This window comes from Methylibium sp. T29, from assembly GCF_000576205.1.
Lineage (GTDB): Bacteria > Pseudomonadota > Gammaproteobacteria > Burkholderiales > Burkholderiaceae_C > Methylibium > Methylibium petroleiphilum.
This window is the reverse complement of the sequence record NZ_AZND01000020.1, coordinates 1-22,251: the sequence shown is the minus strand read 5'-3', so window position 1 is coordinate 22,251 and position 22,251 is coordinate 1. Positions and strand designations below refer to the sequence as shown.

Sequence of the window (22,251 nt, the reverse complement as noted above, 5' to 3'; positions counted from 1 at the left end):
TTGCCAATCGAAGAGGGAAAGACCATGGCCTTGTTGATGGGCAGATGATGCAGATGCCGCTGCTGATCTCGTCGCTGATCACGCATGCAGCGCGTCACCATGGTGACACCGAGATCGTTTCCAAGCGGGTCGAGGGCGATGTGCATCGCTGCACCTGGGTCGATGTCGAGCTGCGCGCCCGCAAGCTGGCGCAGGCGCTGGCGCGGCTCGGCTGCGAGGCGGGCGACCGCGTCGGCACGCTGGCCTGGAACGGCTATCGCCACCTCGAGATCTACTACGCCTCGTCCGGCTCGGGGCTGGTGTGCCACACCGTCAATCCGCGGCTGTTCCCGGAGCAGATCGCCTGGATCGTCAACGACGCCGAGGACCGGGTGCTTTGTTTCGACCTGACGTTCCTGCCGCTGGTCGAGAAGCTCGCCGCGCAGTTGCCCACGGTGCGCCACTTCGTCGCGATGACGGACCGCGCCCACATGCCGGCACAGACCAGCGTGCCGAACCTGCTGTGCTTCGAGGAGCTGTTGGAGGCCGAGAACGGCGACTACCGCTGGCCCAGCTTCGACGAGAACACGGCGTCGAGCATCTGCTACACCTCGGGCACGACCGGCAACCCCAAGGGCGCTGTCTACAGCCACCGCTCCAGCCTGCTGCACGCGATGGCGGCGGCGCTGCCGGACGGCATGGCGCTGGCGGCACGCGACACCGTGCTGCCGGTGGTGCCGATGTTCCACGTCAACGCCTGGGGCCTGCCCTATGCCTCGGCCCTGACCGGCTGCCGGGTGGTGTTTCCCGGCCCGCACCTCGACGGCAAGTCGCTCTACGAGTTGTTCGAGGCCGAACGCGTGAGCTTCAGCGCCGGCGTGCCCACCGTGTGGCTGGGCCTGCTGACCTACGTGAAGCAGAACGGCCTGAAGTTCTCCACCTTCAAGCGCACCGTCATCGGTGGCTCGGCCTGCCCGCCGGCGATGCTGAAGACGCTGGAGGACGACTACGGCGTCGAGGTGATCCACGCCTGGGGCATGACCGAGATGTCGCCGCTGGGCACGCTGGCGCGCCTGAAATCCAAGCACGACGCGCTGCCCAAGGAGGCCCAGCGCCACCTGCAGGAGAAGCAGGGCAAGGTGGTGTTCGGCGTCGACATGGCGATCGTCGGCGACGATGGAGCATGCAGCCCTGGGACGGCAAGAGCTCCGGTGACTTGCTGGTGCGCGGGCCGTGGGTGATCGACCGCTACTTCAAGCAGACGGCCTCGCCGCTGCACGACGGCTGGTTCCCGACCGGCGACGTGGCGACCATCGACGCCGACGGCTACATGCAGATCACCGACCGCAGCAAGGACGTCATCAAGTCCGGCGGCGAGTGGATCAGCTCGATCGAGCTGGAGAACATCGCGATGGCGCATCCCGGCGTCCACGAGGCGGCCGTGGTGGCCGCCTTCCACCCGAAGTGGGACGAACGGCCGCTGCTGGTGGTGGTGCCCAAGCCGGGCGTGGAGCTCACGCGGGCGCAGATGCTGGCGCACTACGAAGGCCGGATCGCCAAGTGGCAGATTCCGGATGACGTGGTGTTCGTCGTCGAGATCCCGCACACCGCCACCGGCAAGATCCAGAAGATGCGGCTGCGCGAGCAGCTCAAGGATCACAAGCTGCCGACCGCCTGAACGGCCCACCACGAGCGGAGACGATGATGCGGATCGCGACCTGGATGCACCGAACGGCGGTCGGTTCGCTGATGCTGCTGGCCGTGGGCACGGCGGCGGCGCAGAAGGGCGAGACCGTCAAGATCGCCTGGATCGACCCGCTGTCGGGCCTGATGGCCCCGGTGGGCCAGAACCAGGTCCGGAGCTTCCAGTTCTTCGCCGAGAAGTTCAACAAGGATCCCCGGCTCAACCCGGCCGGCGTGCGCTTCGAGATCGTCCCGTTCGACAACAAGCTCAGCCCCAGCGAAACCGTCAACGCGCTGAAGTCCGCGGTGGACCAGGGCGTGCGCTACGTGACGCAGGGCAACGGTTCCTCGGTGGCCGGCGCGATGATCGATGCGGTGGCCAAGCACAACGAGCGCAACCCGGGCAAGGAGGTGATCTACCTCAACCACTCCGCGGTCGACCCCGACTTCACCAACAGCCGCTGCAGCTACTGGCACTTCCGCTTCGACGCCGATACCTCCATGAAGATGGAGGCGCTCACGACCTTCATCAAGGACCTTCCCGACGTCAAGAAGGTCTACCTGCTCAACCAGAACTACTCGCACGGCCAGCAGGTGGCGCGCTACGCGAAGGAGAACCTGGCGAAGAAGCGGCCCGACGTGCAGGTGGTCGGCGAAGACTTCCACCCGCTCGCGCAGGTGCGCGACTTCGCGCCGTACATCGCCAAGATCAAGGCGAGCGGGGCCGACAGCGTGATCACCGGCAACTGGGGCTCCGACCTGTCTCTGCTGATGAAGGCCGCCAACGAGAGCGGCTACGCCGGGCGGTTCTTCACCTACTACACCGGCGTGACCGGCGCGCCCACGGCGCTCGGCCGCAACTTCGACGGCCGTGTCTACCAGGTCGCCTACCACCACTACAACATGCCCGGCGCGATGGGCCAATGGCAGAACGAGTTCCGGCAGAAGCTCAACGACGACTTCTACACCGGCTCGGTGGTCCACATCTACAACATCCTCTCGCAGGCGATGGCGCGGGCGAAGTCGACCGAGCCGCTGAAGGTGGCGGCGGCGATGGAGGGCCTGAAGTTCAACAGCTTCAGCGGCGAGGTCGAGATGCGCAAGTCCGACCACCAGCTGCAGCAGCCGCTCTTCATCACGGTGTGGCAGCAGGCCGACGCGAAGTTCCCGTACAGCCCGGAGAACACCGGCATGACGCTGGCGCCGGTCAAGGAGTTGCCGGCCTTCGTGTCGAGCACGCCCACCAGCTGCCAGATGAAGCGGCCCTAGGCCTCGTTCTCTGCAGCGCGGACGCGAGCACGGGCGCCCGATGGAGTTCTTCACCCTCTCGATGCTCAACGGCCTGAGCTACGGGCTGCTGCTGTTCATGCTCAGCTCGGGGCTGACGCTGATCTTCAGCCTGATGGGCGTGCTGAACTTCGCGCACGCCAGCTTCTACATGCTGGGCGCCTACCTGGGCTACACGATCGCCAAGGGGGTCGGCTTCTGGCCCGCGCTGGTGCTGGCGCCGTTGGCGGTCGGAGTGCTCGGGGCGTTGTTCGAGCGCGCCTGCCTGCGCCGCCTGCACCGCCACGGCCATGTGCCCGAGCTGCTGGTGACCTTCGGCCTGTCCTACGTCATCCTGGAAGTGGTGCAGTTGCTGTGGGGGCGCGTCGCGCTCGATTTCCAGCCACCCGCCGCGCTGCGCGGCCCGGCCTTCACGCTGGTGGCGACGGCGGGTGAGGGCCTGCAGCTGCTGTGGGGGGCGGCGCCGGCCGCCCTGTGCAGCGCCGCCGGGGCCGTGTGCTCGCCGTTCCCTGCCACGCGTGGTTTCATGATGCTGGTGGCCCTGCTGATGCTGCTGGCGCTGTGGCTGCTGATCACCCGCACCCGCGTCGGCCTGGTGATCCAGGCGGCACTGACCCACCCCGAGATGGCCGAGGCGCTGGGGCACAACGTGCCGCGCGTGTTCATGGGGGTGTTCGGCGCCGGTGCGGCGCTGGCCGGGCTGGCCGGCGTGATCGGCGGCAGCACCTTCGTCACCGAACCGGCGATGGCGGCTACCGTCGGCTCGGTGATCTTCGTCGTGGTGGTGGTCGGCGGCATGGGCTCGTTGCCGGGCGCCTTCGTGGCGTCGCTGCTGATCGGCGTGCTGCAGACCTTCGCGGTCGCGGTGGACTACTCGCTCGGCGCGCTGCTGCGCTCGCTGGGCCTGGAGGTCGGCCCTGCCGCGGCGGGCAACTCGCTGCTGCGGCTCACGGTCTCGCAGGTCGCACCGATCCTGCCGTACCTGCTGCTGGTGCTTGTGCTGATCTTCCGCCCCCGCGGACTGCTCGGCACGCGGGAAGGCTGAGCAGGCCATGGCGCCGGTGTTCCGATACCGCCCGCGCAACGTGGCGCGCGGTCTCGTCTGGGGGCTGTTCGCGCTGCTGCTGGCCGTGGCGCCGCTGCTGTTCGGCAGCGGCCTGTCGCTGACGCTGCTGTCGCAGATGGGCATCGCGATCATCGCCTGCCTGTCCTACAACATGCTGCTGGGGCAGGGCGGCATGCTCAGCTTCGGCCACGCGGTCTACAGCGGCCTCGGCGCCTACCTGGCGATCCATGCGCTCAACCGCGCGGCCGACGGGCAGCTGCCGCTGCCGGTGAGCCTGGTGCCGCTGGTCGGCGCACTCGCCGGGATCGGCGTCGCGCTGCTGCTGGGCTTCGTCACCACCCGCAAGTCGGGCACGCCGTTCGCGATGATCACGCTGGGCCTGGCGGAGCTGGTGTTCGCGATGTCGCTGATGGTCCCCGAGTTCTTCGGCGGCGAGGCCGGCGTCGCCGCCGACCGCGTGATCGGTGCGCCGGTGGCGGGCATCAGCTTCGGTCCGCAGATCCAGGTCTATGCCCTGATCGCGCTCTACACCTTCTTCGCCACGGCGGCGATGTTCGCCTTCACGCGCACGCCGCTGGGTCGCATGCTCAACGCGGTGCGCGACAACCCGGAGCGGGTCGGCTACATCGGCTACGACGCCCAGCGGGTGCGCTATCTCACCTTCGTCATCGCGGGCGGCTTCGCCGGCCTGTCGGGGGGCCTGCACGCACTGAACTTCGAGATCGTCACCGCCGAGGTCGTGGGCCTGCAGCGCTCGGGGGCCTACCTGCTGTTCACCTTCCTCGGCGGCGCGGGCTTCTTCTTCGGCCCCATCCTCGGCGCCGTGCTGATGGTGCTGGCCTTCGTGCTGTTCAGCGAGTTCACCCAGGCCTGGCTGCTCTACCTCGGCCTCGTCTTCCTGATCATGGTGATGTACGCGCCGGGCGGCCTGGCCGGTCTGGTGATGATGAACCTGCGCGTCGCGGCCTACGGCCGGCTGCGTCCGCTGTGGCCGGCCTACCTCGCGCTCGCCGGCACGGCGCTCACGGTGCTGGCCGGCGTCGGCGCGATGATCGAGATGGTGTATCACCTGCGGCTCGACGCCGCGCTGGGCGGCGGCCCGCTGCGCTACCTGGGCGTGCCGCTGGAGCCGCATGGCGTCGACAGCTGGTGCGGCGCAGTCCTGGTCGCGCTGGCCGGGCTGGGCCTGTTCGAGCTCACGCGCCGCGAGTTCGCCCGTCGATGGGGCGCCGTGCAGCAGGAAATCGCGCACGAGATCCGGCAGAAGGAGGCCTCGTGAGCCCCACGGCCGACTTCGCGCTCGAGCTGCGCGGCGTGCGCAAGCATTTCGGCAAGACCGAGATCATCCGCGGCGCCGACCTGCAGGTGCGCTCCGGCGAGCGCGTGGCGCTGATCGGACCCAACGGCGCCGGCAAGTCGACGCTGTTCAACCTCATCAGCGGGCGCTTCGCGCCCAGCAGCGGCGAGATCCGGCTGCACGGGGCGCGCATCGACGGCTGCGCACCGCACGAGATCAACCGCCTGGGCCTGGCGCGCAGCTTCCAGGTCAGCAACCTGTTCACACGTCTGTCGGTGTTCGAGAACCTGCGCTGCGCCGTGCTGTGGAGCCTGGGGCATCGCTACGCGTTCTGGAAGTTCCTGGCCGACCTGCGCGACGCCAACGAGCGCGCCGAGCAGGTGATGGCGATGCTGCACCTCGACCGCAAGCGCGACGTGGCGGCAGCCGACCTGACCTACGCCGAGCAGCGCGCACTGGAGATCGGCCTGACGATCGCCGGCGGCGCCGGCGTGATCCTGCTCGACGAGCCCACCGCCGGCATGAGCCGCAGCGAGACGCGCCGCTTCGTGCAGCTGATCCGCGAGGCGAGCGAGGGCCGCACGCTGCTGGCCGTGGAGCACGACATGGGCGTGGTGTTCGATCTGGCCGATCGCATCGCGGTGCTGGTCTACGGCGAGGTGATCGCCTGCGACACGCCCGCCGCCGTGCGGGCCAATGCGACGGTGCAGGAGGCCTACCTGGGTGCCGCGCTGGCGGTCGGGGACGCGTGATGCTGCGCCTCGACGAGCTCCACGCCTACTATGGCAAGAGCCACGTGCTGCACGGCGTGTCGCTGCAGGTGCAGCCGGGCGAGATCGTCAGCCTGCTGGGCCGCAACGGCTCGGGCCGCTCGACCACCGCGAAGGCGGTGATGGGCCTGGTCGACGGCCGCGGCAGCGTCACGTGGCGGGGCGAGGAGTTGCTGGGGCGCGCCCCGTTCGACATCGCGCGCCGCGGCGTCGGCTACGTGCCCGAGAGCCGTGACGTGTTCCCCGGCCTGACGGTGCTGCAGAACCTGCAGCTCGGGCAGAAAGGTGGGGCGGGCCAGCCGGCGCGGCCGCCACGCTGGCGCCTCGACGACATGTACCGGATGTTCCCGCGCCTGAAGGAGCGCGAGCACACCGAGGCGGGCCTGCTGTCGGGCGGCGAGCAGCAGATGCTGACGCTGTGCCGCACGCTGATGGGCGATCCCGACCTGGTGCTGGTCGACGAACCGACCGAAGGCCTGGCGCCGAAACTGGTGGACCAGGTGGCGGGCTTCCTGCGCGAACTGCAGCAGCGTGGCATGGCCGTGCTGCTGGTCGAGCAGAAGCTCACCATCGCACTCGACGTCGCCCAGCGCTGCTATGTCATGGGCCACGGGCGCATCGTGTTCGAGGGCACGCCGGCGGACCTGCGCGCTGACGCCGAAGTCCGCCGGGAGTGGCTGGAGGTCTGAGTCCGGCACGGCTGTCACGGCAGCGACACGCCGCCGCGCCGCTCCTGGGCCAGAATCGAACGATCGTTCTATTTCCGACTGTCGTCCTGGAGAGCCCGATCCATGAGTGCCCGTTATGCAGTCCACGGCCCGGCGGCCGTCATCACGCTCGACAACCCGCCGGTCAACGGCCTGGGCCATGCCACCCGGCGCGACGTGGCCGACGGCCTGGTGCGTGCCCAGGACGATCCGGCGGTGCAGGCGATCGTGATCACCGGCGCCGGCCGGGCCTTCTCGGGCGGCGCCGACATCCGCGAGTTCGACACGCCGCAGGCGATGCGCGAGCCCAACCTGCTGAGCCTCATCCTCGCCATCGAGGCGTCGGGCAAGCCGGTGATCGCCGCGCTGCACACGGTCTGCATGGGTGGCGGACTGGAGCTCGCGCTCGGCTGCCATTACCGCGTGGCCGCGCCGGGCTGCCAGGTCGCCCTGCCGGAGGTGAAGATCGGCCTGATCCCGGGGGCCGGCGGCACGCAGCGCCTGCCGCGCGTGCTGGGCGTCGAGGACGCGCTGAACATGATCCTCAGCGGCGAGCCGGTGGCGAGCGAGCGGCTCGCGGCGCTGCCCGGCCAGCGGCTGTTCGACCGGCTGGTCGAGGGCGATCTGATGACCGCGGCGCTGGCCTTCGCGGCCGAAGTGGCGGCTCGGCGCCCGCTGCCGCTGGTGCGCCGGCTCACGGCCCATCACCCGAACGCCGACGCCTATTTCCAGTTCGCCCGCAACACCGCCACCGCGATGGCCCCGCAGTTCCCGGCGCCGCGCAAGTGCATCGACATGGTCGCCGCCTCGGTGGCGCTGCCGTTCGATGAGGGCCTGCGGCTGGAGTGGTCGACCTTCACCGCGCTGATGCTCACGCCCGAGTCGCGTGCGCTGCGGCATGTGTTCATGGCCGAGCGCGCGGCGGGCAAGATCGCCGACGTGCCGGCCGACACGCCGGTGCGCAGCGTGAAGCGGCTCGCCGTCATCGGCGCCGGCACCATGGGCGGCGGCATCGCGATGAACTTCCTCAACGCCGGACTGCCGGTGGTGATGCTCGAGACGAAGCAGGAGGCGCTGGATCGCGGCGTGGCCACGATCCGACGCAACTACGAGGCGCATGTGAAGAAGGGCAAGCTCACGGCCGAGCGGGCCGAGCAGCGCCTGGGCCTGTTGAGCACGACGCTGGACTACGCCGACCTGGCCGACGCCGACGTGGTGATCGAGGCGGTGTTCGAGGACCTGGGCGTCAAGGAACAGGTGTTCCGTCGCCTCGACGAGGTGATGAAGCCCGGCGCCATCCTCGCGTCCAACACCTCCACGCTGGACCTGAACCGCATCGCCGCGTTCACGCGGCGGCCACAGGACGTGATCGGCACCCACTTCTTCAGCCCGGCCAACGTGATGAAGCTGCTGGAGGTGGTGCGCGGTGAGCAGACGGGCAAGGACGTGCTCGCCACTGTGATGCAGCTGGGCAAGAAGATCCGCAAGACCTGCGTGGTCTCGGGCGTCTGCGACGGTTTCATCGGCAACCGCATGGTCGAGCAGTACCTGCGCCAGGCCTTCCTGCTGGTCGACGAAGGCAGCACGCCACAGCAGGTGGACAAGGCGATCGAGCGCTTCGGCTTCGCGATGGGTCCGTTCCGCATGAGCGACCTGGCGGGCAACGACATCGGCTGGGCGATCCGCAAGCGTCGCTACGCCGAACGGCCGCACATGCAGTACAGCAAGACCCCCGACCTGCTGTGCGAGACCGGCCGCTTCGGCCAGAAGACCGGTGCCGGCTGGTACGACTACCAGGCCGGCAAGCGCGACGCGATCCCGTCGCCGGTGGTGCTCGAGCTGATCGAAGGCCATCGCAGGACGCTGGGCATCACGCCGCGCAAGATCGGCGACGACGAGATCGTCGAGCGCCTGGTCTACGCGCTGGTGAACGAGGGCGCGCACCTGCTCGAGGAGGGGATCGCGGCCAAGGCCGGCGACATCGACATGGTCTACCTCACCGGCTACGGCTTCCCGCTGCACCGCGGCGGGCCGATGCGCCATGCCGACGAGGTGGGCCTGTTCAACGTGGTGCGCGCGATGCGGCGCTTCCAGCACAACCCGCTCGACGACGCGGCCTTCTGGGAGCCGGCGCCGCTGCTGGCGCGCCTGGCTGCCGACGGCAAGACCTTCGGCCACGGCCTGTAAACGCGAGGACGCCAAGCATCATGACGAAAGCAGTGATCGTCTCCACCGCCCGCACGCCGCTCGCCCGCAGCTGGAAGGGCGCCTTCAACATGACCCACGGCGCGACGCTCGGCGGCTTCGCGGTGCAGGCCGCGGTGCAGCGCGCCGGCATCGAGCCCGCGGAGGTCGAGGACGTGATCCTCGGCTGCGCCTTCCCCGAGGGCGCGACCGGCAGCAACATCGCGCGCCAGGTCGCGTTGCGGGCCGGGTTGCCAGTCACGGTGAGCGGCCTCACCGTCAACCGTTTCTGCTCCAGCGGCCTGCAGAGCATCGCGCTGGCTGCGCAGCGCATCGTGGCGGGCGAGGGCAGCACCTACGTGGCCGGCGGCGTGGAGAGCATCTCCTGCGTGCAGAACGAGATGAACCAGCACCTGCTGGCCGACCCCTGGCTGCGCGAGCACAAGCCCGAGATCTACTGGCCGATGCTGCAGACCGCCGAGACGGTGGCGCGGCGCTACGGCATCGAGCGAGAGCGCATGGACCGCTACGGTGCCGCCAGCCAGCAGAAGGCCTGCGCGGCGCAGGAGGCCGGCCGGTTCGCCGACGAGATCGTGGCCGTCACGGTGACGACCGGCACGGCCGATCCGGTGCGCGGTGTGCGCAGCCGGGACGTGACGGTCAGCGCCGACGAGGGCCTGCGCCCCGGCACGACCTACGAGGCGGTGGCCGGTATCCGCAGCGCGCTGCCGGGCGGCGTGGTGGCGGCCGGTAACGCCAGCCAGTTCTCCGACGGCGCCGGAGCCTGCGTGGTGATGGACGAGGCGCTGGCCGAGCGCCGGGGCCTGAAGCCGCTGGGCCGCTTCCTTGGCTTCGCGGTGGCCGGCTGCGAGCCCGACGAGATGGGCATCGGCCCGGTGTTCGCGGTGCCCAAGCTGCTGCAGCGCCTGGGCCTGGCCGTCGACGACATCGACCTGTGGGAACTCAACGAGGCCTTCGCGGTGCAGGTGCTGTACTGCGCCGACCGCCTGGGCCTGCCGATGGAGCGGCTCAACGTCAACGGCGGAGCGATCGCGGTGGGCCATCCCTACGGCGTCAGCGGCCAGCGCCTGGTCGGCCATGCGCTGCTCGAAGGACGGCGCCGCGGCGCGAAGCGGGTGGCGGTCACGATGTGCATCGGCGGCGGCATGGGCGCCGCCGGCGTGTTCGAGGTGCTGTGAACCGCCGACTCGCATCATGAGCTTCCGCGCCACGCTCGACTTCCTGCTGCACGACTGGCTGCGCGTCGAGACGCTGACGCAACGCCCGCGCTTCGCCGAGCACAGCCGCGAGACCTTCGACGCGGTGCTCGACACCTGCGAACGCATCGCCCGCGAGACCTTCGAGCCGGCCAACCGGCGCGCCGACGTGCAGGAGCCGCACTTCGACGGCGAGCGCGTGCACTTGCCGGAGAGCACCAGGACCGCGACCGAGGCCTACGCCGCGTCGGGCATGCTGGCTGCGGCGCAGGACGCCGAGATCGGCGGCATGCAGTTGCCCTGCGTGGTCGAGATGGCCGCCAACGCCTGCTTCTTCAAGGGCAGCGTGGCGATCAGTGCCTACGCGATGCTGACCACCGGCAACGCCAGCCTGCTGATGGCGCACGGCACGCCGCAGCAGATCGACAGCTTCGCGCGGCACGAGTTCTCCGGTCGCTGGTTCGGCAGCATGTGCCTGTCCGAGCCGCAGGCCGGCTCCAGCCTCGGCGACGTCACCACCCGCGCGCGCCCCGACGGCGAGGGAAGCGAGCACGATCCGCTGGGGCCGCGCTACCGGCTCAGTGGCCACAAGATGTGGATCTCGGGTGGCGAGCACGAGCTCACCGAGAACATCGTCCACCTCGTGCTCGCCAAGATCCCCGCGGACGACGGCACGCTGCCGGCCGGCGTGAAGGGCCTGTCGCTGTTCATCGTGCCCAAGTGGCTGGTGCAGCCCGGGGGCCGACTCACCGGCGAGCGCAACGACGTGGCGCTGGCAGGCCTGAACCACAAGCTCGGCTACCGCGGCACCACCAACACGCTGCTGAACTTCGGCGAAGGCCGCTTCCGGCCGGGTGGTGCGGCCGGGGCGGTCGGCTACCGCGTCGGCGCGCCGGGCGAGGGCCTGCGCTGCATGTTCCACATGATGAACGAGGCGCGCATCGGCGTCGGCCTCGGCGCGGTGATGCTGGGCTACGCCGGCTACGAGAGCAGCCTGGCCTACGCGAAGCAGCGGCCGCAGGGCCGGCCGCTCGGCGCCAAGGACGCCGGCCGCCCGCCGGTGCCCATCGTCGAGCACGCCGACGTGAAGCGCATGCTGCTGGCGCAGAAGGCCTACGTCGAGGGCGGTCTGGCGCTGGCGCTCTACTGCGCGCGGCTGGTCGACGACAAGCGCAGCGGCAGCGCGACCGAGCAGGCCGAGGCCGGTGTGCTGCTGGAGCTGCTGACGCCGATCGCGAAGAGCTGGCCCAGCGAGTGGTGCCTGGAGGCCAACAGCCTGGCGATCCAGGTGCTCGGCGGCAGCGGCTACACGCGCGATTTCCCGGTCGAGCAGCACTGGCGCGACAACCGGCTGAACATGATCCACGAGGGCACCCACGGCATCCAGGGGCTGGACCTGCTGGGCCGCAAGGTGGTGATGGATGGAGGAAAGGGCCTGAGGCTGCTGGCCGGCCGCATCGACGCCAGCATCGCCCGGGCCGGCCAGGTGGCAGGGCTGGCGGAGCAGGGCAACGCGCTGGCGCGGGCGCTGCAGCACCTGGGCGCCGCCACCAAGGCGGCCTGGGCCAGCGGTGAGCCGCGCGACGCGCTGGCCAATGCCACGCCCTACCTGCAAGCCTTCGGCCACGTGGTGCTGGCGTGGATGTGGCTGGAGTTGGCGCTGGCCGCCCGCGCGGCGCTGGACGCTGGCAGCGACACGGCGTCAGGTAGCACCGCAGCGGCGCTCTACCATGCAAGCTCGCCGCGGCGCGCTACTTCTTCCACTACGAGCTGCCCAAGATCACGGCCTGGCTCGCGGTGGTCGAGACGCGCGACGCGACCTGCCGCGACCTGGACCCCGACTGCCTCTGACGATGAAACCGCAAACCCTCGACTCCCTGATCTGGCCGCTGATCTTCGGCGGCATGGCGCTGCTGATGCTCGGCCTCTGGACGATTGACGCCGCCGCCGTGCTCGGCCACGCCCTCGCGTGGAGCGGCTCGGCGCTGATCGCCGTCGGCGCGGTGATGATCTGGCTGCGCTCGCGCCTGCCGGCCCAGGGTGACGGCAAAGGGAGGCCGCGATGATCCACCATGTGGTGATCTGGACGCTCAAGGACCCGGCCGACGCGCCGCGCTTCAAGGACCTGCTCGACAGCTGTTCCGACCTGGTGCCGGGCATGCTGGCCTTCGATGTCGGGATCCGCACGCCCGGCCTGGAAGCCAATGCCGACGTGGTGCTGGTGTCCGCATTCGCCGACGCTGCGGCGCTCGACGCCTACCAGCAGCATCCGGCCCATCAGGCGGTCGCCGCGCAGCTCGGGCCGCTGCGCAGCGACCGGCGCGTGGTCGATTACCGGTCGGCCTGAGGCCGGTCGGCGCCCACCGCACGCGGTCGGCGTCGCCTCGTCCCGATGATCGCCGACACCTCTCCCTTCCCGATCCGCATGAACGCTTCCGTCCTCGCTTTCCTGTCCCGGCTGCTTCGGCTGTCGAGTTGCGTCGCCCTGTTCGGCGTCAGCGGCTGGAGCGCCGCGGCCGACACCGCGCCCTACGTCTTTCCGAGCTACCGCGACGGCGCCGCCGTGAAGGCGCGTTGCGACCGCACGCTGCGCGAGATCGAGGCGCAGGCGCGGCGCATCGCGGCCGGTCGCGGCCCGGACGGCGTGCTGATCGAGATCGACCGGCTCGGACAGACAGTCGACGACAGCCTGTCGCCGGTGTTCTTCCTGGCGAACGTGCACCCCGACAAGCCGGTACGCGACGCGGCCGAGGCCTGCGAGCTGCGTTACCAGGCCTTCACCAGCCGGCTGTACCAGAACCCCAGGATCTACCGGCGTCTGCAGGCGCTGCAGCCGGTCGATGCGATCGACCGGCAGATGCGGGCCGATCTGCTCGCGAGTTTCGAGGACGCCGGGGTCGGCTTGCCGGCCGCGAAGCGCGACCGCGCACGCGCGCTCAACGACGAACTGGGCCGCCTGTCGCAGGACTTCGAGCGTCGCCTGCGCGAGGACAAGACCCGCGTCGCCTTCACCGACAGCGAACTCGACGGGGTGCCGGCCAGTGTGTGGAGCACCGCCCCCCGCGACGCGCAGGGCCGGGTGCTGCTGGGGCTCGACTACCCGACCTACTCGCCGGTGGTGGAGAACGCGCGCAGCCCGGGGCACGCGAACGCATGTGGCGGGCCTTCCAGGCGCGCGGCGGCCAGGCGAACCTGAAGACGCTGGCGCGGCTGGGCGAGAAGCGCCGCAGCTACGCGCGCCTGTTCGGTGTCGAGAGCTATGCCGATTTCACGCTGCGCCGTCGCATGGCGCTGAACGTGGGCAACGTGCAGGCCTTCCTCGGCGAGGTGAAGGGCGAGCTGGGCGAGCGCGAGGAACGCGATCTGTCCGAACTGCGTGCCGCCAAGGCCGCCGAGTTGAAGACGGCGCCCGACACCACGCCGCTGAAACGCTGGGACGTGGGCTACTACCTCGAGCGCGTCAAGCGCGAGCGCCTGGCGCTCGACCAGGAGAGCTTCCGGCGCTATTTCCCGCCGCAGGCCAGCGTCGACTTCGTGTTCGCGCTCGCCGGGCGGCTGTTCGGCGTGGGCTTCGAGCCGGTGCCTCAGTCGCTGTGGCATCCCGACGCCAAGGCCTACGTCGTGGTCGACGCCGCCGGCCGCACGCCGCTGGCCACGCTCTACCTCGATCTCTACCCCCGTGCCGACAAGTACGGCCACGCGGCGGTGTGGCCGCTGCGCGGCTCGTCGACCTGGAGCGGGCAGTTGCCGACGGCCGCGCTGGTGACCAACTTCGACCGCCAGGGCCTGACGATCGACGAGCTGGAAACGCTGCTGCACGAGTTCGGCCATGCGCTGCACGTCACGCTGTCGCACACGCGCTATGCCGCACAGGCCGGGACCGCGGTCAAGCTCGACTTCGTCGAGGCGCCATCGCAGATGCTGGAGGAATGGGTCTACGACGCCCAGGTGCTGGCGCTGTTCCAGCAGGTCTGCGCGAGCTGCGAGCCGGTGCCAGCCGACCTGCTGGCGCGCGCCGTGCAATCGCGCAGCTTCGCCAAGGGGCTGCAGTTCGCGCGCCAGCATCTGTACGCCAGCTACGACCTCGCGCTGCACGACAAGGACGCGCCGGACCCGATGGCGCTGTGGGCCCGCATGGAGAGCGCCACGCCGCTCGGCTACGAGCCCGGCTCGCTGTTCCCGGCCGGCTTCTCGCACGTGGCCGGCGGCTACGGCGCCGGCTACTACGCCTACCTCTGGAGCCTGGCGATCGCGCAGGATCTGCGCACCGCCTTCGCGGCCGACCCGCTGGACCCGGCCGTCGGTCGTCGCTACCGTGAGACGGTGCTGGCCAACGGCGGCCAGGCTCCGCCCGCCGAGCTGGTGGCGCGCTTCCTGGGGCGTGCGCCGAGCAACGCCGCGTTCTTCGAGTGGCTCGAGCGCTGAGGCGGCGCGTTCACGGCACGGACCCGACACGATGGACTTCCCGGTACTCATTCCCTTCGTGGAGCAGCTCGGCTTCGAACTGGTCCGTCTTTCCGACGGCGAGGCCGAGATCACGGTGCGCGTCGTGGACGCGCTGACCAATTCCTTCCAGGTCGCCCACGGCGGTCTGACGATGACCCTGCTCGACGTCGCGATGGCGCATGCCGCGCGCAGCAGCAACTTCGCGCAGGCCGGGCTCGGCCCCGGCGTCGTGACCGTGGAGATGAAGACCAGCTTCCTGCGTCCCGGCGAGGGCCTGCTGCGTTGCCACGGCCGGCTGCTGCACCGCACGGCCACGCTGGCGTTCTGCGAAGGCCGCGTGCTCGGCGAGGACGGCGTGCTGTGCGCACATGCGACAGGCACCTTCAAGTACCTGCGCGCGCTGCCGGCCGGCGCGCGTGAGCCCAAGTCGCTGCAGCGCCGTCTTGACGGCAGCGGCTCCGACTGAAATCCGCACCGGAGACACACCATGACCGCAACGATCAACCAGCAGATCCTGCTCGCCTCGAGGCCCGATGGCGAACCGACGGTCGACAACTTCCGCCTCGTCGAGACGCCGCTGGCCGAGCTGGAGGACGGCCAGGTGCGCGTGCGCCACCACTACCTGTCGCTCGACCCCTACATGCGCGGCCGCATGAACGAGGCCCGCAGCTACGCCCAGCCCCAGCCGCTGGGCGAGGTGATGATCGGCGGCACCGTCGGCGAGGTGGTGGCCTCGCGCCACGCGTCCTTTGCTGTCGGCGATGCCGTGGTCGGCATGGGCGGCTGGCAGCTCTACCAGACGGTCGACGCCAGGCAGCGCGGCGCGCTGCAGAAGGTCGACACCACGCAGATCCCGCTGTCGGCCTACCTGGGCGCTGTCGGCATGCCGGGCGTGACGGCGTGGTACGGCCTCACGCAGATCATCGCGCCGCAGGCCGGCGAGACGGTCGTGGTCAGCGCGGCGAGCGGTGCGGTCGGCGGTGCGGTGGGGCAGCTGGCGAAGGCGCGCGGTGCCCGCGTGGTCGGCCTTGCCGGCGGGCCGGAGAAGTGCGCCTACGTCAGCGGCGAGCTGGGCTTCGACGCCTGCATCGACTATCGCCAGCACCCGGATCTCAAGTCGCTGAGCGCGGCGCTGAAGGCGGCCTGTCCGAACGGCATCGACGGTCACTTCGAGAACGTCGGCGGCCTGATCCTCGACGCCGTGATGCTGCGCGCCAACGCCTTCAGCCGCATCGCCTTCTGCGGGATGATCGCCGGCTACAACGGCGAGCCGATCCCGATGCAGAACCCCTCGCTGATCCTGGTGAACCGGATGAAGCTGCAGGGCTTCATCGTCACCGAGCACACGGCCTTGTGGCCGCAGGCACTGAAGGAACTGGGTGCGGCGGTCGCGAGCGGCCGGCTCAAGTACCGCGAGAGCGTCGCCGAGGGCCTGGCCGGTGCGCCGCAGGCCTTCCTCGGGTTGCTGAAGGGCCGCAATTTCGGCAAGCAGCTGGTGAAGCTGGTCTGAGCCCCGGCCGGAACCGGCAGGCCCGTCGAGCCGTCGAAGCTTCAGGCTGGACGCCGCGCAGGAGCCCCTCATGAACCACGGCACGCCACCGACGCAAGCGGGTGACGAGTTCCGCGAGGATCTGCGTCCGCTGGCCGCGACCGTGGCGCGCGCCGGGCAGGGCGCGGCTGCCGCGCGCCGCGTGCTCGGCGCGCAGGAGCTCGCACCGCTGACGCGCCTGAACGACTGCCGCTCGATGGGCGCGCTGGCGCTCAGCGTCGGCGTCAGTGCCGCGGCGATCACGTTCGGGCTGGCCGTCTGGCCCAGCCCCTGGGTGCTGGCGAGCGTTCTCGTGGTCGGGGTGCAGCAGCACGGCTTCTTCATCCTGGCCCATGAGGCGGCGCACTACCGACTGCTGTCGAGCCGGCGACTCAACGACGTGCTGGGGCGACTGATCGGCATGGCCGGTGGGATCTCGATGTGCACCTACCGCGTGATCCACCGCCTGCACCACAACCACCTCTACGGTCCGCAGGACCCCGACACCGCGATCCACGGTGCTATCCGCGCGGCGTGGCCTATCTGTGGAAGAAGCTCGGCACGGACCTGCTCGGCGCGAATGCCTGGAAGACCTACGCCTACTTCTTCGGCGCGCCGGCGATCCGCGACGAGACGGCCATGGGGGGTGAGGGTGCGTTGCGGTCGCAGAAGCTGCTGAACGACACCTCTGCGGACCTGCGGCGCGCCGCGCGCCAGGACCGGTGGTGGGTCGTGGCCGCGCAGCTCGCGTTGCCGGCAGCGAGCTTCGGACTCGGGGGCTGGCAGGGGCTGGCGCAGTACGCGGTGCTGTGGGCGCTGCCGCTGCTGACGGTGCTGCAGCCCATCCTGCGGCTGCGCGCGATCTGCGAGCACGGCGCGGTCACCGATCTCGGCTCACCGCTGACGGCGGCGCGCAGCAACCTCACCGGCCCGGCGAAGAGCGGCCGGGCCGCCGACACGCTGCTGAACCTGCTGGGCCGCGCACTGCTGTTCCCGCACCACGTGAATCACCACCTCGAGCACCACCTGTACCCGGCCGTGCCGCACTACCACCTGCCGCGGCTGCACCGGCTGCTGGCGGCCAAGGGGGTGCTCGACGGCGCCGAGGTGCGCGACCTGTCCGACACCTTCCGCCGCCTCTTCGCGCCACGGCCCGCGCACCGCGCCGCACCACCGACCCTCCCCGGAGCCTCCACCCCATGAGCGACCTGATCCTGCACCACTACCCGGCCTCGCCGTTCGCCGAGAAGACCCGGCTCATCCTGGGCTACAAGCGGCTGGCCTGGCGCAGCGTGACCATCCCGATCATGATGCCCAAGCCGAACCTGGTGGCGCTGACCGGTGGCTACCGCAAGACGCCCGTGCTGCAGGTCGGTGCCGACATCTACTGCGATACCGCGCTGATCGCCCGCGTGATCGAGGCCCATGCGCCCGAGCGCACGCTCTATCCGGCCGAATCGGCGGGCGAGGCACCGCTGATCGCGCAATGGGCCGACTTCACGCTGTTCTGGACCGCCGTGCCCTACACGCTGCAGCCCGCCGGCATGGCGGCCATCTTCGCCGGCGCGCCGCCCGAGGTGCTGAAGGCGTTCGGCGCCGATCGCGCCGCGATGACCACGGGGCTGCACTGGCCGACCGTGAGCGACGCCACCGCGCAGCTGCACAACCACCTGGGTTGGATCGAACAGCGGCTGGCCGACGGGCGCGCCTTCCTGGGCGGCGGCACGGCGAGCATCGCGGACTTCTCGGTGGCGCACTGCGTGTGGTTCGTGAAGAGCGCGCCGCCGGTGGCCGGGATCCTGGACGCTTACCCGAACCTGCTGGCCTGGCATGCACGCGTGCTGGCTTTCGGCCACGGCCGACCCGAAGCGCTCGGCGAGGACGAGGCCCTGACCATCGCGGCCGGGGCGAAGGCGCATGCACCGGTGAGCGTGATGCCGGGCCTGGGCTTCGAGGCCGGCGAGCGCGTGGCGGTGTCGGCGGTGGACTACGGTCGCGACCCGGTGGTCGGGCCGCTGGTGGGGCTGACGCGGGAGACCGTCACGGTCGAGCGCCGCGACGACCGGGCAGGGCAGGTGCGCGTGCATTTCCCCCGTTTGGGCTTCCAGATCAAGAAGGACACGACGGCATGATCCAGCAGTTCGCCGGCCGCACCGCGGTCATCACCGGGGCCGGTTCCGGTTTCGGCCTGGAGGCCTCGCGCATCGCCGCGCGCGAGGGCATGAAGCTGGTGATGGCCGACGTGCAGGCTGATGCGCTGGAGCGCGCGGTGGCCGAGATCGAGGCGCTGGGGGCCGAGGTGCTGCCGTTCCGGCTCGACGTGGCGCAGGCCGCCGAGGTCGAGGCGCTCGGGGCTGCGACGCTGGCGCGCTTCGGCGCGCCGCACCTGGTGTTCAACAACGCCGGCGTCGGTGCCGGAGGCTGATCTGGGAGCACACGCTGAAGGATTGGGAGTGGGTCATCGGGGTCAACCTGATGGGCGTGGCGCACGGTGTCCGCGTGTTCACGCCGATGATGCTGGCGGCCGCGGCGCAGGACGCGGGCTACGAAGGGCACATCGTCAACACGGCGTCGATGGCCGGGCTGCTGAACACGCCGAACATGGGCGTGTACAACGTCACCAAGCATGCCGTGGTGTCCCTCAGCGAGACGCTGTACCAGGATCTGCGGCTCGTCACCGAACGTGTCGGTGCCTCGGTGCTCTGCCCCTACTTCGTGCCGACCGGGATCGGGGACAGCCACCGCAACCGGCCGACCGCGCTGCGTGGGCAGCGGGCAACGCAAAGCCAGCGCGTCGCGCACGCGATGATCGGGAAGGCCGTGGAATCAGGGCGGGTCAGCGCGGCGCAGGTGGCGCAGTTCGTGTTCGATGCCGTGCGCGAAGGCCGCTTCTACATCTACAGCCACCCACAGGCCCTGGCCGGCGTGCGGGCGCGGATGGAGGACATCGTCCAGGGCCGCAATCCCAGCGATCCCTACGAGGCGCGGCCTGACCTGGGCCAGCAGCTGAAGACGGCATTGCGTCCTGCAACTTCAAGTGATTAATCACATTAAAAACAGATCATAAGCTATTGTTTTTAAATGATTAAACTCATTTCTTAAAGTTATTTCTACACGATGCTGCAGGGCAAGAGCTGACCTGGCCGAACAGCCGGCCACGACATTCCCCGCGGCAATGCCGGGCCGGCAGACTCGCGTGGCACACTGCGCCGCCCATGAAGCCGCCTCCGACCTTCCACGCCCCCTCCGGCCGCACCGCGCATGCGCTGCGGCCGTTCCGCAGATGAGCGGCGCTCGACGCGCAGCGGTCATCGGCGGCGGCCCCGCCGGCCTGATGGCCGCGGAGGTGCTGGTGGCCGGCGGCGTGCAGGTCGACCTGTACGACGCCATGCCGTCGGTCGGACGCAAGTTCCTGCTCGCCGGCAAGGGCGGACTCAACCTGACGCATGGCGAGCCCTTCGAGGACTTCCTCACTCGCTACGGCCCGCGGCAGGCACAACTCGCGCCCTGGCTGACGGACTTCGATCCGTCCGCGCTGCGGCAATGGGCCAACGCGCTGGGCATTGCGACCTTCGTCGGCAGTTCCGGCCGGGTCTTTCCGAGCGACCTGAAGGCCGCACCGCTGCTGCGGGCCTGGCTGCAGCGCCTTCGGGGTGCCGGGGTGAGCTTCCATCAACGCCATCGCTGGTGCGGCTGGACCGACGACGGTGCGTTGCGTTTCGCGACCCCGACCGGCGAGCGCACCGTGCGCCCCGACGCCGTGCTGCTGGCGCTGGGCGGCGCCAGCTGGGCGCGTCTCGGCTCCGACGGGGCCTGGCTGCCGGGGCTCGCCGCACGCGGTGTCGATGTGGCGCCGCTGCAGCCGTCGAACTGCGGGTTCGACATCGGGCACGCCGGCCGGGCGCCGGGTTGGAGCGCCCACCTGCGCGAGCGCTTCGCCGGCGCGCCGGTGAAGCCGGTGGTGCTGAGTACCGAGACCTCCGACGGCCGCCGCTTCCACCGCCAGGGCGAGTTCGTGGTCACCGCGACGGGCGTCGAGGGCAGCCTGGTCTATGCCGCCTCGGCGCTGCTGCGCGACGAGATCGCCGCGCACGGCGAGGCGAGCCTCACGCTCGACCTGCTGCCGGATCGCAACCCGGACTGGGTGGCCGCTGAAGTGGCTCGGCCGCGCGGACCGCGCTCGCTGTCGACCCACCTCAAGAGCCGGCTCGGCATCGACGGCGTGAAGGCCGCGCTGCTGCATGAACTGCTCGACAAGGAGCAGTTGCACGACGCCGCGCGCCTCGCCGCGGCCCTGAAGGCGCTGCCACTGCGGCTGGTGGCGGCCCGGCCGGTCGACGAGGCCATCAGCACCGCTGGCGGCGTGCGCCTCGAGGCGCTCGACGAGCGGCTGATGCTCAGGGCGCTGCCCGGCGTGTTCTGCGCCGGCGAGATGCTCGACTGGGAAGCGCCGACCGGCGGCTACCTGCTCAATGCCTGCTTCGCCACCGGCCGCGCCGCGGGGCAGGGCCTGCTCGCCTGGCTGGCGGCAGGCGAGCGCTGAACCGGGCACGACGCCGGCACGGCGTCAGCAGGCACAATGGCGGGATGACTGCCACCCAGCCTGTTCATCTCGTGCGCCCGGCGCCCGTCCATGTGCATCCGTCCAGCGAACGCTGGAGCGTGGAGGCCATCGAGGCCCTGTTCGCTCTGCCGTTCAACGACCTGATCTTCCGTGCCCAGCAGGTGCACCGTGAGCATTTCGATGCCAACGCGGTCCAGCGCTCGACGCTGCTCTCCATCAAGACCGGCGGTTGTCCGGAGGACTGCGCCTACTGCCCGCAGTCGGTCCACCACGACACCGGTGTCGAGGCCGACAAGCTGATGGATGTGGCCACGGTGCGGCAGGCGGCGCAGGCCGCCGCCGCGGCCGGCGCCACGCGCTTCTGCATGGGCGCGGCCTGGCGTGAGCCCAAGGATCGCGACATCGAGAAGGTGGTCGAGCTGGTCCGCGAGGTCAAGTCGCTCGGCCTCGAGGCCTGCTGCACGCTGGGCATGCTGAGCAAGCCGCAGGCGCAGGCGCTGAAGGAAGCGGGCGTCGACTACTACAACCACAACCTCGACACCGCGCCGGAGGCCTACGGCCGCATCATCAGCACGCGCGTCTACGAGGAGCGCCTGCAGACGCTGGCGCACGTGCGCGACGCCGGCATGAACGTGTGCTGCGGCGGCATCGTCGGCATGGGCGAGAGCCGGCGCGAGCGCGCCGGGCTGGTGGCGCAGCTGGCCAACCTGGACCCGCACCCGGAGTCGGTGCCGATCAACGAACTGGTGCAGGTCGAGGGCACGCCGCTGGCCGGCAGCGACAAGCTCGACCCCTTCGAGTTCGTGCGCACCATCGCCGTCGCCCGCATCACCATGCCGACCGCCTACGTGAGGCTGTCGGCAGGCCGCCAGGAGATGGGCGACGCGATCCAGGCGCTGTGCTTCCTGGCCGGCGCCAATTCCATCTTCTACGGCGACAAGCTGCTGACGACCGGCAACCCGGACGTCGAGCGCGACGAGGCGCTGTTCGAGCGACTCGGCCTCACGTCGGCCTGATGCCCGGCGCCCGCATGACGGGCGCTGGCATGCTCAGCCGAGCTTCTTGACGAAGCCGCGCATCTCGCTGGCCGAGTAGCCGCGCATCGTCTGCGTCCGCACGTTGCCCAGCTGCGCCATCTTCAGCGCGCTGAGCATTGCGCCTTCCTCGGGGCCCTCGGTGATCAGCACCAGGTCGTAGGGGCCCTGGGTCCAGTGCACGCTCTTGACCGTGACACCCAGGCCCTCGGCCAGCGCCTTGTAGGCCTCGAAGCGCTCCGGCGAGTCCTTGATGCTGCGTGCGCCCTGGTCGGTGAAGTTCACCAGTGTGATGAAGGCAGGCATGGCGTTCCCCTCGTGGAGCCCGGTCACCCGGGCGGGACGCTCCGCCGTGCTGGCGCCGCGTGCCGGTCGGAGCGTCGTCGGCCCCGGCACCGCGTGCACTTCCATCGCACCAGCCTGTTAGCTTCGGCGCTGCACCGGCCAAAGGCAAGGCCGCCGTGTGGCGGCCCGGCCGACCGGCGCGCG

19 protein-coding genes and 3 pseudogenes are annotated in these 22,251 nt (G+C 70.4%); 21 read left to right on the top strand and 1 reads right to left on the bottom strand.

Features of this window, described 5'->3' with window-relative positions; translation table 11 throughout:
* The first annotated feature begins 44 nt into the window (after nucleotides 1–44).
* The 21 genes and pseudogenes from x551_RS05040 to bioB all read left to right on the top strand — a co-directional run bounded on the left by x551_RS05040 (nucleotide 45) and on the right by bioB (nucleotide 21,744).
* Nucleotides 45–1,657 (top strand): annotated as a pseudogene (locus x551_RS05040) (3-(methylthio)propionyl-CoA ligase).
* A 26-nt stretch (nucleotides 1,658–1,683) separates the two neighbouring features.
* Nucleotides 1,684–2,931 (top strand): branched-chain amino acid ABC transporter substrate-binding protein, encoded by a 1,248-nt coding sequence (locus x551_RS05035; RefSeq protein ID WP_036230825.1) that lies wholly within the window; start codon nucleotides 1,684–1,686, stop codon nucleotides 2,929–2,931.
* 40 nt (nucleotides 2,932–2,971) lie between these two features.
* Entirely contained in the window at nucleotides 2,972–3,994 is a 1,023-nt protein-coding gene (locus x551_RS05030; RefSeq protein ID WP_011829367.1) for a branched-chain amino acid ABC transporter permease, read from the top strand.
* A 7-nt stretch (nucleotides 3,995–4,001) separates the two neighbouring features.
* Nucleotides 4,002–5,294: a branched-chain amino acid ABC transporter permease gene (locus x551_RS05025; RefSeq protein WP_036247724.1), complete on the top strand. Its 1,293-nt coding sequence runs from the start codon at nucleotides 4,002–4,004 to the stop codon at nucleotides 5,292–5,294.
* Nucleotides 5,291–6,064, top strand: coding sequence for an ABC transporter ATP-binding protein (locus x551_RS05020; RefSeq protein ID WP_036230816.1), 774 nt, complete (start codon nucleotides 5,291–5,293; stop codon nucleotides 6,062–6,064). Before x551_RS05025 ends, x551_RS05020 begins: the two co-directional genes overlap by 4 nt.
* Nucleotides 6,064–6,771: an ABC transporter ATP-binding protein gene (locus x551_RS05015; RefSeq protein ID WP_036230814.1), complete on the top strand. Its 708-nt coding sequence runs from the start codon at nucleotides 6,064–6,066 to the stop codon at nucleotides 6,769–6,771. Before x551_RS05020 ends, x551_RS05015 begins: the two co-directional genes overlap by 1 nt.
* A gap of 102 nt (nucleotides 6,772–6,873) precedes the next feature.
* A complete protein-coding gene (locus x551_RS05010) occupies nucleotides 6,874–8,976 on the top strand; it encodes a 3-hydroxyacyl-CoA dehydrogenase NAD-binding domain-containing protein (RefSeq protein WP_036247721.1) in 2,103 nt (700 codons plus the stop codon).
* A gap of 20 nt (nucleotides 8,977–8,996) precedes the next feature.
* A complete protein-coding gene (locus x551_RS05005; protein WP_036230812.1) occupies nucleotides 8,997–10,172 on the top strand; it encodes an acetyl-CoA C-acyltransferase in 1,176 nt (391 codons plus the stop codon).
* 16 nt (nucleotides 10,173–10,188) lie between these two features.
* Nucleotides 10,189–12,041 (top strand): annotated as a pseudogene (locus tag x551_RS05000) (acyl-CoA dehydrogenase).
* Between the two features lie 2 nt (nucleotides 12,042–12,043).
* On the top strand, nucleotides 12,044–12,256 hold the full coding sequence (locus x551_RS04995; protein ID WP_036230806.1) for a hypothetical protein: 213 nt from the start codon (nucleotides 12,044–12,046) through the stop codon (nucleotides 12,254–12,256).
* On the top strand, nucleotides 12,253–12,537 hold the full coding sequence (locus tag x551_RS04990; protein WP_011829374.1) for a Dabb family protein: 285 nt from the start codon (nucleotides 12,253–12,255) through the stop codon (nucleotides 12,535–12,537). Before x551_RS04995 ends, x551_RS04990 begins: the two co-directional genes overlap by 4 nt.
* A gap of 78 nt (nucleotides 12,538–12,615) precedes the next feature.
* Nucleotides 12,616–13,386, top strand: coding sequence for a hypothetical protein (locus x551_RS23330; RefSeq protein ID WP_152543414.1), 771 nt, complete (start codon nucleotides 12,616–12,618; stop codon nucleotides 13,384–13,386).
* The gene (locus x551_RS23325; protein WP_051511855.1) at nucleotides 13,344–14,615 is read left to right on the top strand and encodes a M3 family metallopeptidase; all 1,272 of its coding nucleotides are present in this window, start codon (nucleotides 13,344–13,346) and stop codon (nucleotides 14,613–14,615) included. Before x551_RS23330 ends, x551_RS23325 begins: the two co-directional genes overlap by 43 nt.
* Nucleotides 14,616–14,646: 31 nt before the next feature.
* Nucleotides 14,647–15,102, top strand: a complete 456-nt coding sequence (locus tag x551_RS04980; protein WP_036230804.1) for a PaaI family thioesterase — start codon at nucleotides 14,647–14,649, stop codon at nucleotides 15,100–15,102.
* A 21-nt stretch (nucleotides 15,103–15,123) separates the two neighbouring features.
* Nucleotides 15,124–16,146, top strand: coding sequence for an NADP-dependent oxidoreductase (locus x551_RS04975; RefSeq protein ID WP_036230801.1), 1,023 nt, complete (start codon nucleotides 15,124–15,126; stop codon nucleotides 16,144–16,146).
* 70 nt (nucleotides 16,147–16,216) lie between these two features.
* Nucleotides 16,217–16,843, top strand: coding sequence for a fatty acid desaturase (locus tag x551_RS26935; protein WP_231497561.1), 627 nt, complete (start codon nucleotides 16,217–16,219; stop codon nucleotides 16,841–16,843).
* Nucleotides 16,804–17,367, top strand: coding sequence for a fatty acid desaturase (locus x551_RS26930; protein WP_231497562.1), 564 nt, complete (start codon nucleotides 16,804–16,806; stop codon nucleotides 17,365–17,367). The genes x551_RS26935 and x551_RS26930 overlap by 40 nt, the downstream gene beginning before the upstream one ends.
* On the top strand, nucleotides 17,364–18,296 hold the full coding sequence (locus tag x551_RS04965; RefSeq protein WP_011829379.1) for a glutathione S-transferase family protein: 933 nt from the start codon (nucleotides 17,364–17,366) through the stop codon (nucleotides 18,294–18,296). Before x551_RS26930 ends, x551_RS04965 begins: the two co-directional genes overlap by 4 nt.
* Nucleotides 18,293–19,209 (top strand): annotated as a pseudogene (locus x551_RS04960) (SDR family oxidoreductase). The gene x551_RS04965 and the pseudogene x551_RS04960 overlap by 4 nt, the downstream one beginning before the upstream one ends.
* A gap of 238 nt (nucleotides 19,210–19,447) precedes the next feature.
* On the top strand, nucleotides 19,448–20,707 hold the full coding sequence (locus x551_RS04955) for a TIGR03862 family flavoprotein (RefSeq protein WP_036230796.1): 1,260 nt from the start codon (nucleotides 19,448–19,450) through the stop codon (nucleotides 20,705–20,707).
* 44 nt (nucleotides 20,708–20,751) lie between these two features.
* The gene (gene bioB, locus x551_RS04950) at nucleotides 20,752–21,744 is read left to right on the top strand and encodes a biotin synthase BioB (protein WP_011829382.1); all 993 of its coding nucleotides are present in this window, start codon (nucleotides 20,752–20,754) and stop codon (nucleotides 21,742–21,744) included.
* Nucleotides 21,745–21,777: 33 nt separating this feature from the next.
* Here the strand turns inward: bioB and x551_RS04945 are convergent, their stop codons facing one another.
* Nucleotides 21,778–22,068 (bottom strand): GYD domain-containing protein, encoded by a 291-nt coding sequence (locus x551_RS04945; protein WP_011829383.1) that lies wholly within the window; start codon nucleotides 22,066–22,068, stop codon nucleotides 21,778–21,780.
* Nucleotides 22,069–22,251: the final 183 nt, after the last annotated feature.